At 64.2% G+C, this 15,637-nt stretch carries 14 protein-coding genes; 6 read left to right on the forward strand and 8 right to left on the reverse strand.

Annotated features, from left to right (window positions below; all coding sequences use genetic code 11):
• The first annotated feature begins 76 nt into the window (after window positions 1-76).
• On the forward strand, window positions 77-595 hold the full coding sequence (locus AArcSt11_RS00390) for a cation:proton antiporter regulatory subunit (RefSeq protein ID WP_250593643.1): 519 nt from the start codon (window positions 77-79) through the stop codon (window positions 593-595).
• Window positions 596-1,867 carry a cation:proton antiporter gene (locus AArcSt11_RS00395; protein ID WP_250593644.1) on the forward strand — a complete coding sequence of 424 codons (1,272 nt, stop codon included), beginning with the start codon at window positions 596-598 and terminating at the stop codon, window positions 1,865-1,867.
• A 4-nt stretch (window positions 1,868-1,871) separates the two neighbouring features.
• Here AArcSt11_RS00395 and AArcSt11_RS00400 read toward each other — a convergent pair whose 3' ends face one another.
• Together AArcSt11_RS00400 and AArcSt11_RS00405 are read right to left on the reverse strand one after the other, a co-directional pair.
• Window positions 1,872-3,098 (reverse strand): TrkA C-terminal domain-containing protein, encoded by a 1,227-nt coding sequence (locus AArcSt11_RS00400; protein WP_250593645.1) that lies wholly within the window; start codon window positions 3,096-3,098, stop codon window positions 1,872-1,874.
• The gene (locus tag AArcSt11_RS00405; protein ID WP_250593646.1) at window positions 3,095-4,327 is read right to left on the reverse strand and encodes a cation:proton antiporter regulatory subunit; all 1,233 of its coding nucleotides are present in this window, start codon (window positions 4,325-4,327) and stop codon (window positions 3,095-3,097) included. Before AArcSt11_RS00405 ends, AArcSt11_RS00400 begins: the two co-directional genes overlap by 4 nt.
• 190 nt (window positions 4,328-4,517) lie before the next feature.
• On the opposite strand from AArcSt11_RS00405, the gene AArcSt11_RS00410 reads away from it, so the two are divergent.
• Entirely contained in the window at window positions 4,518-6,650 is a 2,133-nt protein-coding gene (locus tag AArcSt11_RS00410) for a response regulator (protein ID WP_250593647.1), read from the forward strand.
• Between the two features lies 1 nt (window position 6,651).
• Here the strand turns inward: AArcSt11_RS00410 and AArcSt11_RS00415 are convergent, their stop codons facing one another.
• Window positions 6,652-7,236 carry a hypothetical protein gene (locus AArcSt11_RS00415; protein ID WP_250593648.1) on the reverse strand — a complete coding sequence of 195 codons (585 nt, stop codon included), beginning with the start codon at window positions 7,234-7,236 and terminating at the stop codon, window positions 6,652-6,654.
• Window positions 7,237-7,436: 200 nt separating this feature from the next.
• Between AArcSt11_RS00415 and AArcSt11_RS00420 the strand changes: the two genes are divergently transcribed.
• A complete protein-coding gene (locus AArcSt11_RS00420) occupies window positions 7,437-8,279 on the forward strand; it encodes a universal stress protein (protein ID WP_250593649.1) in 843 nt (280 codons plus the stop codon).
• Window positions 8,280-8,282: 3 nt separating this feature from the next.
• Here AArcSt11_RS00420 and AArcSt11_RS00425 read toward each other — a convergent pair whose 3' ends face one another.
• From AArcSt11_RS00425 to AArcSt11_RS00435, 3 genes are read right to left on the reverse strand one after another with little or no spacing between them, the layout of a single operon-like run.
• Window positions 8,283-8,858 carry a diacylglycerol/polyprenol kinase family protein gene (locus AArcSt11_RS00425; RefSeq protein WP_250593650.1) on the reverse strand — a complete coding sequence of 192 codons (576 nt, stop codon included), beginning with the start codon at window positions 8,856-8,858 and terminating at the stop codon, window positions 8,283-8,285.
• On the reverse strand, window positions 8,859-10,595 hold the full coding sequence (gene glyS / locus AArcSt11_RS00430) for a glycine--tRNA ligase (RefSeq protein ID WP_250593651.1): 1,737 nt from the start codon (window positions 10,593-10,595) through the stop codon (window positions 8,859-8,861).
• The gene (locus tag AArcSt11_RS00435) at window positions 10,588-11,439 is read right to left on the reverse strand and encodes a CBS domain-containing protein (RefSeq protein ID WP_250593652.1); all 852 of its coding nucleotides are present in this window, start codon (window positions 11,437-11,439) and stop codon (window positions 10,588-10,590) included. Before AArcSt11_RS00435 ends, glyS begins: the two co-directional genes overlap by 8 nt.
• A gap of 151 nt (window positions 11,440-11,590) precedes the next feature.
• Here AArcSt11_RS00435 and AArcSt11_RS00440 point away from each other — a divergent pair, with 151 nt between their 5' ends.
• Both AArcSt11_RS00440 and ligA read left to right on the forward strand, forming a co-directional pair.
• Window positions 11,591-11,758: a DUF7556 family protein gene (locus AArcSt11_RS00440; RefSeq protein WP_250593653.1), complete on the forward strand. Its 168-nt coding sequence runs from the start codon at window positions 11,591-11,593 to the stop codon at window positions 11,756-11,758.
• A gap of 57 nt (window positions 11,759-11,815) precedes the next feature.
• Complete coding sequence (gene ligA / locus AArcSt11_RS00445; RefSeq protein ID WP_250593654.1) at window positions 11,816-13,885, forward strand: NAD-dependent DNA ligase LigA; 2,070 nt, start codon at window positions 11,816-11,818, stop codon at window positions 13,883-13,885.
• Here the strand turns inward: ligA and AArcSt11_RS00450 are convergent.
• Both AArcSt11_RS00450 and AArcSt11_RS00455 read right to left on the reverse strand, forming a co-directional pair.
• Entirely contained in the window at window positions 13,882-14,724 is an 843-nt protein-coding gene (locus tag AArcSt11_RS00450) for an ABC transporter permease subunit (protein WP_250593655.1), read from the reverse strand. The two genes, ligA and AArcSt11_RS00450, sit on opposite strands and share 4 nt — an antisense overlap.
• Complete coding sequence (locus AArcSt11_RS00455; RefSeq protein ID WP_250593656.1) at window positions 14,721-15,632, reverse strand: ABC transporter ATP-binding protein; 912 nt, start codon at window positions 15,630-15,632, stop codon at window positions 14,721-14,723. Before AArcSt11_RS00455 ends, AArcSt11_RS00450 begins: the two co-directional genes overlap by 4 nt.
• Window positions 15,633-15,637: the final 5 nt, after the last annotated feature.

Here is a 15,637-nt window from a genome sequence, read left to right on the forward strand (position 1 = left end):
ACGGCGGTGATCGAGGAATATCGACAGGTGGCTCGTTTCCCGGGTGTTTACGAACCGGGGTTGCTATTGGGCAACTATGGTAGTCCACGAGAGCGACCTTCCCGGGGTCGGCAAGAAGTTCGAGATCGATCTGAAAGGCGAGGAGAAACTCGTTATCGTCATCCACAACACCGGCAAGCGAGAGCTGTTCGTCCGAAAGACGCCCGACGCCGATTCGGAAAAGCTGTTCGAGCTATCGGACAAACTCGCCCGACAGGTCGGGACGATCATGGAAGGTGCGTACTTCCAGCCGATCAAGGACACCGACGTCAGCACCGCGCTGGGCGAGGACACGCTGATCGAGTGGGCAAAGGTGACAGCCGACGCCGAGATTGCCGGTGGGACGCTGGGTGATGCCGCGGTACGAAACAGGACTGGCGCGTCGATCATCGCGATCCAGCGCGGCGAGGAGACGATCGAGAGCCCGACCGCGGAAACGACGATCGAGAGCGGTGACACGCTCGTCGCGCTCGGCGATATGGCGAGCCACGAGCGACTCGAACGGCTCGCGGGAGGAGAACCGCTAGACGAGGAGCAGCTGAACGGCGACGAATAGATGGCGGAGCTAGAGCTGATTCACGTCGGCGTGATGTTCGCAGTGCTCGCCATCGCTGGCGGCCTCGCGAACAGGGTCGGACAGTCGGTGATCCCGTTCTATCTGGTCGCCGGGATCCTGATGGGTGAAGCGGTGCTCGGAAGCGTCGGAACCCTCTCGCTCGACGCGGTCGGACTGACGATCGCCGGGAGCGACCTCTGGCTCGATCCCGACTCGGAGTTCATCCATCTCGGGGCGGAGTTAGGAATCGTCTTCTTGCTCTTTTTCCTCGGGCTGGAGTTCAGCATGGAACGGCTCATCGAGAGCAAAGAGCGGATCGGGAAGGCCGGAACGATCGACCTGCTGAACTTCCTGCCCGGCATGCTGATCGGCTACCTCTTTTTCGGCGGGATCGTGGAGGCCGTCCTGCTGGGCGGGATCGTCTACATCTCCTCGTCGGCGATCATCACCAAGTCGCTGATCGATCTGGGCTGGATCGCCAACAACGAGAGTAGCCCGATGCTCGGCACGCTGGTCTACGAGGACATGGTGATCGCGCTGTATCTCGCCGTCGTCTCGGCACTCTTGCTCGGCGCGGGCGGGATCGAGGGTGCGACGACCGACATCCTGCTCGCCGTCGGCGTCCTGTTCGTGCTCGTCTTCGCCGTCTACTTCGGCACCGAGTACTTCCAGGAGTTCCTCGAGATCGACTCAATCGAGCTAACGGTGCTGCGAACGGTCGCGATCACGGTCTTCGTCGCCGGGGGCGCGCTCGCGCTCGGCGTCAGCGAAGCCGTCGCGGCCTTCTTCGTCGGGATGGGCTTTTCGAGCACCTCGCACGTCCACGAGATCGAGGAGCTGTTGATCCCCATCCGGGACGTCTTCGCCGCCGTCTTCTTCTTCTGGATCGGCCTGCTGACCGATCCCTTCGTCTTCCTCGATACGACCGTCGCTGGACTGATCCTTGCGGCAGTCGCTCTCTCGGGGCCGACGAAGTTCCTCACCGGCTATCTGGGCGGGCGCGTGTACGATCTCGACGAGCGCCGATCGTTCCGGGTCGCCTGCGGGATGACCACCCGCGGGGAGTTCTCCCTGATTATTGCGGCGATCGCCACGTCCGCGAGCGTGGACCAGTGGGGACAGGCCGTCACCGAGACGATCCCCTCGATCGCCGTCGGCTACGTGCTCGTGATGAGCGTCCTCGGAACGCTGGCGATGCAGTACGCCGACCGCCTGTGGCTCATCGCCGAGCCGATCCTCGTCGAGGACGAAGACGTGACACCGGCCGACTGACTGTTCACTCCTCGTCCGCCGGCGGGACCGGTTCCGTGACCGCCAGCACTGCAGCATCGTCAGCATTCGACAGTTCCCCGTCGATCGCGATCGACTGGACCGCGTTTGCTGCGTCCAGTTTGCGGAGCACGTCGGGGCGACCGATCGCGAACAGCTGTTCACCGACCTTGATCGTCCACTCGCGCGCGGGAATCGTCTCGACCTCGCCGCCCGCCGTCCGGACCGCGATGACGGTCACGTCGAGCGCGCTGATCGGAGTACCGACGAGCGGACTCCCAGCGCCGATTTCGACGACGCTCATCGTTTCCTCGCCACGACGGAGCATCCCCGCGAACTCCCGGTCCGGATGGGAGTCAGCCGACACTGTCATCAGCCGGTACTCCGCGGTCGGATCGAGCCGCTCGGCGACCGACTCCTCCGTCGCCAGCGTCGCCACCGGCCCAACGCTCGCGCGCAGCTCCGCCGTGCCGATGCGCGTTTCCTCGCCGTCGAGTACCTGCCACACCTGCACAGTATCGCCCGGCGTGGCACTAAAGGGCGGGTCGGCGCGAATGGCGACCGCCGCGGTCTTCGGGGCGAGCGTGGGGCCGATCCCCGCGACGCGACGGCCGACCGCGAAGTACTCGACCGTGCCGTCCGCCGTGAGATCGACGTCGACGTAGCCGATGTCGTGCTCCTCCTTGAGCCGCGTAATCAACCCGGTTTCGAGTTCGGCGAGCGTCAGGCCACGGGGGAAATCGAGCGACCGCCCGGCCAGAGCCGCTCTGGTCTCGTCCTCGACCGGATCGTACCCCTCGATATCCGCGATTTCGTCGGGGAGCGTGACGGTGATGTACCGCCCTGTTGCCCGGACCAGCGGGCTGAAATCCGGCTGGAGCCGTCCCCAGGAGAACCGCTCTGAGGCCCCGGCCCAGGTGCCGAGTCGGCGTCCGCCGTAGGATGCTACACCCGCCGCCACGAACACGGAGACGTTGAGCAGCGCCTCGGCAACGCTGAAGGGATCGCCCGTCTCGCCGACGAACTGGATGAACACTAGCCGGGTGTTGAGGTAGATCGCGACGACACCGAGGCCGATGATCAGCGTCGCACCCTCCGGCAGTTCCGCCCGTGCCCGGACGCGGTAGACGTACGTCACGAGCGTCGTCACCGCGGCGGCAAGCAGCGACAGTCCGACGATCCGGAGCCCCGCCTCGACCAGCGGGTTCGAGAGGACCGTCGCGAGCAGCGTCATTGGGCCACCTCCTCGAACGCCCGCAGCTGGCTCGGTCGCCCGACGATGATCAACGCGTCGCCCGGCGTCAGTTCGGCGTCGCCGTCTGGGGCGACGATCCGTTCCATCGAACGGCGGATCGCCAGCACGGCAACGCCGTAGGTATCACGAATCCGTTCAGAGCCGATCGTTCCCCCGGCAAGATTACTCGACGCCCCAATCGTCACCTTCCGGAAGCGGTTGCCGTGGGCTTTGAGCACGCCGATCGCCTCGTACTCGCGCTGTTTGCCGCGCGAGTGGACGATCACCGGCGCGAACTCGGCGCGGATAACACGCCGGGCGTCCTCTGCCGACAGGGCGATGGTGATGCGGCCCTCCCCGCCCGTCGTCGTCGGTGCGGGTGGCGTACTCGGCGGCACGTTGGCGCTTTCGTCCCCGCCCATCCCCGCAGTCTCTCCCGGCGACTCCTGTGTCGAGACCGTGTCGTCGCCCTCCGTCCGTGCGCTCACGACCGGACCGGTCACCGGCCCGTCGGGAAGCCGGATCGTCACCGAGTCCCCACGGGCGACCCCACTCGGCAGCAGCGTCCTGATCGAGACGGCGCGTTGTCCGGGCGGGACCCGGCGGGAGAGACCGGCAGCACTGGGCGCGGCGGCGACCTCGGCCCGCCCCTGCTCGTCGATCGCGACCGTGACGGCCGCCAGTTCGTACTCCGTGAGAAGTCGCTCTTCGAGCCGGGATTCCAGTTCCGCAAGCGAGAGGCTCGCGGGGAACTTCCAGGAGCCCTCATGAAGCGTCTCCCGGAGACTGTCCGGCAGCGGTGGATACCCCTCGACGTCGAGAATCTCGCCGACCGGTCTGATCTGTATCTGCCCGTACGAGTCGACGCGTTCGACGAGATCTGCTGACAGCCGGCTCTCTCGAATCGATTTGAGCGTGAGCTTTCGCGGGGTTGCCGCCCCGAGCTTGTCGCCCTGACCATGTGCCCACAGACAGGCCATCAGGATGACCAGCACGGCAGTGATACCGGTCCAGCTATCCGCCAGTTGCGGATCGACCAGCCCCATGAGACCGCCGGAAACGCCCGCGAGCGCCCCACCGAGCACGACGACACCGAGACCGGGCATGGTGACGTCCGTGAAGTACTTGAACCCAAAGCCGATCGAGAAGGCGATAAACGCCGGGAAGATCCCCGCGAGAAGCCCGAGATAGATGCCGACGAGAACGTCAGCAACCTGTGCCGAAGTCATTGCGCGTTGCGAGTCGCCCACGGAGTATAGAGGTGGCGTTTATACTCAGACTTCGAACATTATCCACGACGGAGAACGGGTAACGACACCGATGTTGCGCGCAGCTATCCACAACAAAGCGATGCGGAATACCCACGAGGGGCGTACACTCCCCACAACGCTTATATTTTCAAGCGGGAAAGTGGATGTCATGAACCGATCGGTCCGGGTGCTACACGTCGACGATGAGCCCCGATTTACCGGACTGACGACGACCCACCTGCAGCGGATCGACGACCGCTACGTGGTCGAAACAGCGGAGAGTGTAACAGAGGGGCTGGACCGACTGGCGGATGGACGATTCGACTGTGTCGTCTCCGACTACGATATGCCGGGGAAAAACGGCATCGACTTCCTCGAAGCGGTGCGGGAGTCAGATCCGAACCTCCCCTTTATTCTGTTCACCGGCAAGGGAAGCGAGGAGGTCGCCAGTGACGCCATCTCGGCAGGCGTCACGGACTACCTGCAGAAGGATACTGCCACCGAGCAGTTCGAGCTGCTCGCCAACCGGATCGAGAACGCCGTCTCACAGCACCGGACCGAACACGAACTCGAACAGCAACGGATCGTCCTCGAAACAGTGATCGAGAACCTGCCAGCCGGAATCCTCGTGGAGGACGAATCCCGGGAAGTGCTGACGGCAAACACGGAGCTCCTCGAACTGTTCGGCGACGACGTGAGCGTCGAGGAGTTCGTCGGCGCTGACTGTGCACAACTGGCATGGGAGCTCAAAGACGTCTTCGTCCGGAGCGAGGAGTTCCTGGCCTCGATCGAGGACCACCTCGACGCACGCGAGCCAGTCATCGGTGAGACCTTCGAGCTCGCCGACGGTCGGATCGTCGAGCGCGATTACATTCCGTACGAGCTGCCAAGCGGGGCGGCGAACCTCTGGATGTACCGGGACGTCACTGACGATCGGGAACAGACCAGACTTCTGGAGGGGCTGTTCGAGCAGTCGTTACACGGTATCAGTATCAAGGAGATCATCACGGACGAGGAGGGCACGCCGGTCGATTACGAGTATCTACATGTAAACGACCAGTTCGAGGAGTTGACCGGTCTTGACGGCGACGCGATCGTCGGGCGTCGTGCGACCGAGGCTATCGACGGGATCGAGGAGACGGGATTCATCGAAACGTTCGGGGAGGTGGCGCTGGGAGGCGAGCCGAAACGGTTCGAATCGTACTCCGAACCGCTGGATCGCCACTACGAGATCTCGGCGTTCGCCCCGAGCCACGGGCGGTTTATTACCATCTTCTCTAATATCACCGAGAGAAAAGCGAGGCAAAAAGAGCTCGAGAAGTTCAAGTTCTTCGTCGAGCACACGCCCGATTTCATGATCATTCTCGAGGAGGATCTCACCGTCCGATACCAGAGCCCGATCTCGCCCGCGGTCGAGTACGATCCACTGGTCGTCACGGCAGAGAACCCGATCCAGTACGTCCATCCCGACGATCAGAAAGCGGCCATCAACGGGTTCCAGCAGGCGCTAACGAGCCCCGACGAGGTCGTGACGAGCGAGTTCCGGGCGAAGGATGCCGAGGGTACGTGGCGGTGGTTCGAGACTCGCTCCCAGAACTTCATCGGCACCGAGCCGATCGACGGCGTGCTGGTGACGATCCGGGAAGTTACCGAGCGCAAGGAGAAAGAACGGAGGCTCCAGCGACAGAACGAGCGCCTCGATCAGTTCGCGAGCGTCGTCTCCCACGACCTGCGAAACCCGCTAAACGTCGCGGACGGACGCCTGGATCTACTCGCCGAGGACTGTGATAGCGAGCACGTAGCGGAGATCGAGTGGGCGCTCGACCGGATGGACCAGTTGATCGACGACGTGCTGACGCTTGCCCGCGACGGAGAAACGGTCGGCGAGACGGAGCCGATGACGCTGGATTCGATCGCCGTCCAGTGCTGGAGTAACGTGGCGACCGGGGAGGCGACGCTGACCTGCGAGACGTCGGGCGAGATCCGCGCTGATCGGAGCCGGCTCTCACAGTTGCTCGAAAACCTGTTCAGAAATTCGGTCGAACACAACGCCAGGCCGGTGACGATCACTGTCGGCGACCTGTCCGACGGGTTCTACATCGAGGACGACGGACGCGGGATCCCGGCAGCGGAACGCGAGGCGGTCTTCGAGGCCGGTCACTCCTCGACCGAGGACGGCACCGGCTTCGGACTGGCAATCGTCGCGGAGATAGCGTCGGCACACGGCTGGGAGGTCGACGTTACCGGAAGCACAGCAGGTGGGGCGCGCTTCGAGATTACCGGCGTCGAGCAGGTCGAGTGAATCACCGGCGTAAGTAGTAGACGACGACGCCGGGAACGGTCAATCCGACGAAGACGGAAAGCAGTGAGAGTTCGTAACCGAACACCAGGTACTCCTCGGAGAGCGTGCCGGTCCACGCACCGACCGAGAACACGACGGTGCCGTAACAGCCAGATGCGAGTCCTTTCGGACCACCAGCGATACCCAGGAGACGTTCCCACCTCGACCTCTCGACCCACGGGAGCGCGCTGTAGAGCCCCGACCCCAGTCGGCGAACGACACCGCCGATGGCCGGGAGCGCGATCAGCGAGGGGAGTCCGATTCCGATCCCGAACGCACCCAGCAGTCCATACCCCCCGAGCCGTTTCAGTTTCCCCAGCAGGTACTTGCCAAACGCCAGTGCGACCGCCCCGCCGACCAGCAAGACGCCGAGTTCCAGCACGGATAGTTCCCGACCGCCGATCCCGACCCGATACGCGAGGCTATCGGTGAACATACCGAGCGTCAAAAAGCCGAGTCCGGAACCAACAAGGAGCTTCCCACTCCGGCCGCGGGGCCGTTTCGTCCGGAGCGGCGTCGACCGAAGCGCGCTAGCGATCGTCGACATGACTGATGGTAGCAAGGTCGCACTGAAAATCCCACCGGCCGATGCGACCACGAGAGGATCCGGGACAATAGCCGTCAATCGACCATTACTTCAAGAATGATAGTATAATACTACAAATTCTGAAGTAAAGGCGAACACCAGACTCCACTGGTTCAGCCCGGGCCAGCGGATTTTATACGCCGTCGGAGCGATATGCCGGTATGGCAACCGACACCGCCGACGGAACGCTGCTGGTGCCCGTTTCCAACCCGGAGACGGTCGAGCGGCTGCTGGACACTGCCGTCGACATCGCGCGGGGCCGATCGTTACGCATCCTCGCGCTGCACGTCGTCGAGGTTCCGGCACAGATCCCGCTCTCGGAGGGCCACCAGCTCGTCGACGAGGACGGCGAGGAGCGAGCGGTGCTGGCCGACGCGGAGCGCCGGGCCACGGACGCCGACGTGGCCGTCGAGACGACGCTCCGGTACGCCCGCGACGTGGCGACTGGCATCGTCGGCGCGGTCGACGAACACGACGCCAACGGGCTCTTGCTCGGCTGGCACGGGCGTCCGCGTCGCCGGGATATCATTCTGGGGAGCTTCATCGATCGCGTGCTCGCAGAGGCGGACTGTGACGTCTTCGTCAAGCGGATCCGCCGTCCCGCCCGGCACGTCGACTCGATTCTCGTGCCGGTCGCGGACGGCCCCCACTCCGATCTCGCCGTCGAGCTCGCTGAAGCGCTCGCGACGGAACACGACGCCGATATTCGACTGGTCCACGTCATCGGGCCGGACGCGAACACTGCTGCGGTCGAGACCGCGGAATCATTGCTCGCGGAGAGCGCTGCCACGCTCCCGGACGACTGCGATGTCGGGACGGATCTGCTCCGGAGCGATCACGTGCCGGGTGCGATCAACGACGAGACCTCCTATCACGACCTGACGATCCTCGGCGCGACGCGGGACCCGTTCTTGCGCCGCAAGCTCGTCGGGTCGGTGGCGGAAGGCGTCGGGCGCTCCGCGGCGAGCGCCGTACTGCTGGTGCGGAGCGAACCGGAAGAGTAGGATCTACGCGAGTACAGACACGAGCGCGACCGCGACGTACGCCGCCCCACCGGCCACGAGCGGGATCGAGAGGTTATCGTCGACGACGAACTCGCCGATTCGGGGTTTGACGCCGTCGGCGACCATCGCCCCGAGCGCGGCGACCGCGGCGACCGCCGGGCTCAGGAACGGCCACGCGATCGCGAGGCTGATGACGAACATCGCCGCCAGCGAGCGTGGATGTTTGATCGTCCGGAGCTCGTCGGTGCCCAGGAGTCCGCTCACGGGATCACCGATCGTGAGCATCAGGATGGCTGGGACGGCGATCGCGGGCTCGAAGGCGAGTATGACTGCCGTCATGCTGAACGCACCCAGCGCGTAGCCCGCGACCGTCTCCTGTTCGTACTCGCGGGTGAGCTTCTCGAAGATCCACAGATCCAGCCCGGTCCGTAGTCGGAGCAGTTCGATACCGACGACTGCGGCGCTGGCCGCGAGCATGAGCGCGCCCAGTTGCGACCACGTCAGGACCTCGAGCAGGTAGAGCCCGGGGATGATCGAACTGCTCGCGTGGAACAGCCGCCGCTTGATCTCGTCGGCCATCTACGACAGTTCGTCGAACGACAGGTCGCCCGACCGGAGCGCCGTCAGCGTCTCGACGAGCTCGTCGAGGGCGACCCGGACCTGCTCGGTCGAGTCGCGTTCGCGGACCGTCACCGTCCCCTCTTCGAGCGCCTCGTAGTCCACGGTGACACAGAACGGCGTGCCGACCTCGTCCTGTCGGCGGTAGCGCCGCCCGATCGCACCGGAGTCGTCGTAGGCGACCGAGAGCCCGGCCTCACGCAGGTCGGTTGCGACCTCCCCGGCGAGCTCGCCCAGCCCCTCCTTGTCCATCAGCGGGAAGACGCCGACAAAGGTCGGGGCCACTTCGGGTTCGAGTTCGAGATAGGTCCGTTCCTCGCCGTCGACCTCGTCCTCGCGGTAGCTGTGGTCGAGGATGGTGTAGAGCACGCGGTCAATACCGAAAGATGGCTCGACGACGTGGGGCGTGATGTGTTCGCCCGCTTCGGTAACTTCCTCGACGGCGAAGCCGGTCTTCTCGACCGGGACAGTGTACTCCGCGCCGTCGACCTCGACGGTGACCTCGTCCCCCTCGAACGCGGATCGGTCCGTCTCGGCGAGCGCCGCGAGCGCGTCGGCGATCTCGCCCGCCGCGCCGCCGAACTCCGGCCCGAGATAGCTCATCTCCGGATCGACCGTCGCGCGCTCGACGGTCTTCGGTTCGTCGTACTGCCTGAAGATCGTGAACTCCTCGTCCGAGTACTCGCCGTGTTTGCTCAGGTCGTAGTCGCTCCGGTAGGCAAAGCCGGTGAGTTCTACCCAGTCGCCATCCAGTTCCGATTCGGCGTCCCAGCAGTCCACCGAGTAGTGAGCGAGTTCGCCGGGGAGATGCTGGCGGAAGCGAAAGCGGTCCATGTCGATACCGACGCGATCGTACCACTGCTGGGCGATGCCGAGGTAGTAGCCGATCCACGCGCTGGCGATGGTGCCGTCCTCTACTGCCTCGCCGATCGTCGTCGTGATCGGTTCGCCCTCGTCGGCCTGCTGTTCGGGGACGGGATACAGCGTCACCTCGATGTCCTCGACCCGCGCGAGGTCGGGCTCGTCCTCCTCGGGGTCGATAAACAGTTCGAGTTCGGCCTGCGTGAACTCCCGGGTGCGAATAACGGATTTTCGGGGGCTGATCTCGTTCCGGTAGGCCTTCCCGATCTGGGTGACGCCGAAGGGAAGCTGGTTGCGGGCGTACTCTTTGAGCTGGGGGAACTCGACGAAGATCCCCTGTGCGGTCTCGGGTCGGAGATAGCCCGGCGCGGAGTCGCCGGGACCGATGTTCGTGGCGAACATGAGGTTGAAGTCCTCGACCGGTTCGCCGGCGAGGGCGGCACCACAGGACGGACAGGCAAGGTCGTGCTCTTCGATAAGTCCCTCGACCTCCGCGATCGGGATCGCCTCGGCATCTTCGAGGTCGGTGTTGTCCTCGATCAGGTGATCCGCACGGTGACTTTCCCCACACTCGGCGCACTCGACAAGCATGTCGTCGAACGTGTCGAGGTGACCCGAAGCCTCGAAGACGGGTTCGGGCATGATCGTCGGCGCGTCGATCTCCTGGTTGCCCTCCTTGACGGCAAAGCGGTCCCGCCAGGCGTCCTCGACGTTTCCCTTGAGCGCCGCACCCTGTGGGCCGAACGTATAGAAGCCCGAAACACCGCCGTACGCGCCCGAGGCCTGCAGGAAGTAGCCCCGGCGCTTGGCGAGTTCGACGAGTTTCTGACTACTCATACAGCGCCTCCAGCAGGTCCATATCACGGACGACGCCGATGAGCTCGTCACCGGAGACCAGCGGGATCTGCTCGATGTCGTGGGTGATCATCTGCTGGGCCGTCTCCTTCGCAGTCTTTCGTTTCGAGACCGTCACGAGGTCCGATGTCATCAGGTCGCCGACAGTCTCGTCGGGGAGTTCGACGTTCCGGACCGTCATCGAGCGGCTCCCGACACCCTTGATTCCTTCCCACATCCAGTCGTTGTCCTGATCGGCGAAGCTGTTGCCCGTGCGCTCTTCTTCCTCGACAACGCGGGCCACGTCGAGGATATCGACCTCGGTCAACATGCCGGCGGGGTCGCCTTCCTCGTCGAGCACGACGGCGTAGGGGACGTTCGCGTAGAACAGCTCGCGCATTCCGACGAGCAGCGGTGCAGCCTCGTAGGTCGTGTTGATGTCGGTCGTCGCCAGCTCCTCGACGCTCGTCTCGGCGTCGACGTCACCGGTTGCAATCGCGCGGATCACGTCAGTGATCGTGATGATTCCCTCGAGTTCGCCATCGACGACCGGAATTCGGCGGGCGTTCTCGGTCGCCATCAGTTCGGCGAGTTCCTCGACGCTGGCGTCGCGCTCGACCGTCGGAACTTCGTCCATCAGCAAGGCGAGCTGGTCCTCGTCGGGCTGCTCGATCAGACTCTCGCGGGAGACGAGGCCGCGGTACTGCTCGCCCGCATCGGTTTCTTTGACGACCGGCACCGAGGAGAACTCCCGATCCTGCAGGTATTCGAGGGCGTCGTCCCGGCTACCGGGTATCGATACCGTGACGAGCTCCGAACGGGGTGTCATCGCGTCGGATACATTCATACACCGGCGTACGTGCAAAACCGCAATAAACTCCCTGCTTCACGTGCGCATCGAGACGTGACAGCCGAAAGCACTGTAGCTGGCCCAGAAGTGGACAAGCGTTCATATCAAATCCGACGGACTTATCTATGTATTAAAGATAGTTATAGATATGTCCACGTCAGGCTACAGCGAGTCGTTGGCGGACACGCGCGAGGTCGTTGGAACGATCGACGGCGACGGCCACGAGGGCGAGTACGTAATCGCGGATATCACCCGCGATGGGGCGTGGATTTCCACGGATCTCGCCGATGCGGTGGAGCCTGACGAGATGCGATAAGACCGGACGCACTCCGGATGGTCGATTTTTTGAACGATGGGGCCAAAGTCCCGAGCAATGCCGCCAGAGTCTACGGAGAACCCGTACGTCGAGGAGCCGCCGACGGAGTTCGAGCCGGTGGAATCGCTCGACGAGACCGAGGCCCGTGAACAGGCGGATCTCCTCCGGGAAGCGATCCGATATCACGACCGTCGGTACTACCGAAAGGCGGACCCAGTTATTTCCGACAGAGTCTACGACGCCCTGTTTGCCCGCCTCGAAACGCTCGAAGACCGGTTCGATATCGACAGTGCTGACAGCCCGACCCAGCGGGTGGGCGGCGAGCCGGTCGACGAGTTCGAAACCGTCGAGCACGTCGCGCCGATGCTCTCGATCGATAGCACCGAGGACGCCGACGAAGTGCGTAACTTTGCCGACCGGATCGAGCGCGAGTTCGACGGCGTGAGCTACGTCTGTGAGCCGAAGTTTGACGGTATCTCGATCGAGGTCGTCTACGAGGACGGCCAGCTCGTGCGTGGAGTCACCCGCGGTGACGGTCGCGAGGGTGACGACGTGACCGCAAACGTCCGGACGATCCGGTCGATCCCGCTCCAGCTCTCGGGGGACTATCCGGAGTTTCTGGCCGTGCGGGGCGAGATCTACATGCCACGGGACGCGTTTCAGGCGTACAACCGCGAGCTGGTCGAACGCGGCGAAGACCCCTTTGCGAACCCGCGGAACGCGACAGCAGGGACGATCCGTCAGCACGACCCAACCGTGGTCGCCGAGCGCCCGCTGGACTGTTTCTTTTTCGAGGTGCTCGACGCGAGCCGTGAGTGGGAGAGCCGCTACGCCGAGGACGAGACGCTGCCGGAGTTCGGCCTGCGCGTCAACGAACACACCACCCGCGTCGACGACATCGAGGCCGCAATTTCGTACCGCGACAACATCCTCGACCAGCGGGACGACCTGAACTACGAGATCGACGGTGTGGTGATCAAAGTCGACGGCCGGGCCGAGCGCGAGGCTCTCGGGTCGACCGCCCGACACTATCGGTGGGCGGTCGCCTACAAGTTCCCCGCACGCACCGAGGAGACGACGGTCCGCGATATCGCGGTGCAAGTGGGGCGAACGGGCCGCCTGACGCCAGTCGCACTGCTCGATCCGGTCGACGTCGGCGGGGTGACGGTCGCTCGGGCCAGCCTGCACAACCCCGACGAGATCGCCCGCCTCGGCGTCGACGTCGGCGACAGGGTGCGGATCGAGCGGGCGGGCGACGTGATCCCACAGGTCGCGGAGGTCATCGACGAGGACGGCGACGGTCACTTCACGTTTCCGGACACCTGCCCGGTCTGCGAGAGCGCGGTCGAGCGGGACGGCCCGATGGCCCACTGTACCGGGGGAATCGCCTGTGACGCCCAGCTACGGGAATCGCTGGTCTACTACGGGAGCGACGCCGGGCTCGATATCGACGGACTGGGTGAACGGACGATCCGCCAGCTGCTCGATACGGGGCTGATCGAGCGGCTGCCGGATCTCTACCGGCTCGACGCCGACGAACTGGCCGGGCTGGAGGGCTGGGGCGAGCGGAGTGCGCGGAACCTGATCGAGGCGATCGAGGCGACCGAAGAACCCCCGCTCGCTGACTTCCTCTCGGCACTCGGTGTCCCACACGTCGGCCCGGCGACCGCCCGGGAACTGGCCCGCGAGTTCGGCGACCTCGACAGCCTGATGGGGGCGAGCGTCGACGAGTTAGAATCGGTCGATGAGGTGGGTCAGGTCGTCGCCGAGGAGATCCACGAGTTCTTCGCCTCCGAAGCGAACCGGGCGGTGATCGAGGAGCTGCGTGCGGAAAGTGTCGAGCCACAGGCCGCCGAAACCACCGGCGGCGACGAACTCGATGGGCTGACGATCGTCTTCACCGGCAGTCTGGACGGCTACACGCGCAGCGAGGCCCAGGAACTCGTCGAGGCCCACGGTGGATCGGCGACGAGCAGCGTCTCCGGTAACACCGACTATCTCGTGACCGGCGAGAATCCGGGAACAACAAAGGTTGAGGACGCCGCGGAGGAAGGGGTGACGCGGCTCGGTGAGGCGGAGTTCGTGGACCTGCTGTCGGAGCGGGACGTGACACTCAGTACCGACTAGAGGTCCTGTCGCCGGAACAGCGCCGTTCCCACGGTGAGTGGAACGACGATCCACACGGCGAGGACGGCAAGGCCGGTCCAGCCGTTGATATACCACGCGCTCATGTACCGGGGCTGGGCCATGTCCGTGTAGACGAACCCGTGGAGAATCATCTGGTAGGCGTAGTGGGGATTGATCAGCGAGAGCGGGTACATCCACCAGTCGAACTGGAACGCGATCGTCCACTCACCCGTCTGCAGGCGGTTGACGACGGACTGGATTGCCATCAGGCCGGGCGTCCAGACGAACCGGAACAGGACGTAGAGTACGAACACCCCGACGGCAGAGAGCACCGAGGACGAGGCCACGCCCGAAAAGCCGATTGCAAGGCTCAGATACGCCATACCGATGAGCAAGACGCCGAGGACGAAGACCAGATAGTCGACGATCGAGAACGCATCGAACAGCGCGACAACAACGAGGAGTCCGGCGGCAAACGCCAGCAGGACCGGCACGGCAAGCACGACCGAGCGGCCAATGAACTTGCCGAGCATCACGTCGTCACGGGTGTGTGGCAGCGAGAGCGTCAGGCTGAGACTCCCGGACTGACGCTCCCCGACGACGGCTTTGTACCCGAGCAGAACGGCGATGATCGGAACGAACATCACGGCACTATTAAAAAACGAGACGAGGTTTTCGACCCTCAGTTCGCCCTCCGTGGCCCCGCCCAGCAGAGGAACGGACGCGTACAGCGCAGTCAGAAACAGGGCGAGGATAACGAATAGCCCGGAGAGGACGATGAGCGAGCGCGATCTGATCGAGTCCCGGATCTCCTTGCGGGCAATCGCTTCCCAGCTCATTGGTCCGTCCCCCTCGTGACCTGCTCGAACAGCTCTTCGAGCGACGCCTCTTCGATCGAGAAGTCAGTAACTTCGACACCTGTCTCCTCTACTGCTGCGATAACATCCGCCTTCACGTCGTTGGCACAGTCGACGAGCAAAGCATTTCCGTCGGTCCTGACCCCCGAGACGCCGGGAAGTGATCGCACAGCTTCGAGGGCGCGCTTGTCCGGTTGCGCGACGGTAACCCGTAGTTCGTCAACCGAGTTTGTCGATGCACGGAGCGCATCGATGCTGTCTTCCGCGACGAGTTCACCGCCAGTGAGGATGCCGACTCGGTCACAGACTGCGTCGACCTGCGAGAGGATATGGCTCGAAAAGAAGACGGTCGCGCCACGATCCCGTTCGGCCTCGATCAGCTCGCGCATCCGGCGCGCCCCGTTCGGATCGAGTCCGGTCGTCGGTTCGTCGAGAATCAGCAGGTCGGGATCGCCTGCGAGCGCCATTGCGAGAACCAGACGCTGTTTCATCCCTTTCGAGTAGTTGCTGGCCCGTCTCTCCGCGGAGTCGGTAAGGCCGACACGGTCGAGCAACGACTGCGGGTCGGTGTCGATGGCTTTCGATTCACAGGCGAACTCGAGGTGCTGGCGACCGGTGAGCCGATCGTAGACGCTGAAACCCTCGGGGAGGACGCCGATGCGCTCGCGCACGGCGAGCGGATCTTCCTGACAGTCGATACCGAACACTTCGGCGGTGCCGTCAGTCGGTCGGACGAAATCGAGGAGGACGTTGATCGTCGTGGACTTGCCGGAGCCGTTCGGTCCCAGAAAGCCATAGATCTCGCCGTCCTCGACCTGGAGGGAGAGATCACGAACGGCGGTCAGCGAGCCGTACTGTTTCGTGACCTCGTCGAGTTGGATGGCGGCCATATCCG

Origin of the sequence: Natranaeroarchaeum aerophilus (assembly GCF_023638055.1) — an archaeon.
GTDB classification, from domain to species: Archaea; Halobacteriota; Halobacteria; order Halobacteriales; family Natronoarchaeaceae; genus Natranaeroarchaeum; species Natranaeroarchaeum aerophilum.

Excerpts from the sequence above, each read along its gene's own strand:
- AArcSt11_RS00420 (WP_250593649.1), top strand. The coding sequence starts at position 7,437 with ATGGCAACCGACACCGCCGACGGAACGCTGCTGGTGCCCGTTTCCAAC.
- AArcSt11_RS00435 (WP_250593652.1), bottom strand. The coding sequence starts at position 11,439 with ATGAATGTATCCGACGCGATGACACCCCGTTCGGAGCTCGTCACGGTA.
- AArcSt11_RS00440 (WP_250593653.1), top strand. The coding sequence starts at position 11,591 with ATGTCCACGTCAGGCTACAGCGAGTCGTTGGCGGACACGCGCGAGGTC.
- glyS (WP_250593651.1), bottom strand. The coding sequence starts at position 10,595 with ATGAGTAGTCAGAAACTCGTCGAACTCGCCAAGCGCCGGGGCTACTTC.
- AArcSt11_RS00395 (WP_250593644.1), top strand. The coding sequence starts at position 596 with ATGGCGGAGCTAGAGCTGATTCACGTCGGCGTGATGTTCGCAGTGCTC.
- AArcSt11_RS00390 (WP_250593643.1), top strand. The coding sequence starts at position 77 with ATGGTAGTCCACGAGAGCGACCTTCCCGGGGTCGGCAAGAAGTTCGAG.
- AArcSt11_RS00425 (WP_250593650.1), bottom strand. The coding sequence starts at position 8,858 with ATGGCCGACGAGATCAAGCGGCGGCTGTTCCACGCGAGCAGTTCGATC.
- AArcSt11_RS00410 (WP_250593647.1), top strand. The coding sequence starts at position 4,518 with ATGAACCGATCGGTCCGGGTGCTACACGTCGACGATGAGCCCCGATTT.
- AArcSt11_RS00415 (WP_250593648.1), bottom strand. The coding sequence starts at position 7,236 with ATGTCGACGATCGCTAGCGCGCTTCGGTCGACGCCGCTCCGGACGAAA.
- ligA (WP_250593654.1), top strand. The coding sequence starts at position 11,816 with ATGCCGCCAGAGTCTACGGAGAACCCGTACGTCGAGGAGCCGCCGACG.
- AArcSt11_RS00405 (WP_250593646.1), bottom strand. The coding sequence starts at position 4,327 with ATGACTTCGGCACAGGTTGCTGACGTTCTCGTCGGCATCTATCTCGGG.
- AArcSt11_RS00450 (WP_250593655.1), bottom strand. The coding sequence starts at position 14,724 with ATGAGCTGGGAAGCGATTGCCCGCAAGGAGATCCGGGACTCGATCAGA.
- AArcSt11_RS00400 (WP_250593645.1), bottom strand. The coding sequence starts at position 3,098 with ATGACGCTGCTCGCGACGGTCCTCTCGAACCCGCTGGTCGAGGCGGGG.
- AArcSt11_RS00455 (WP_250593656.1), bottom strand. The coding sequence starts at position 15,632 with ATGGCCGCCATCCAACTCGACGAGGTCACGAAACAGTACGGCTCGCTG.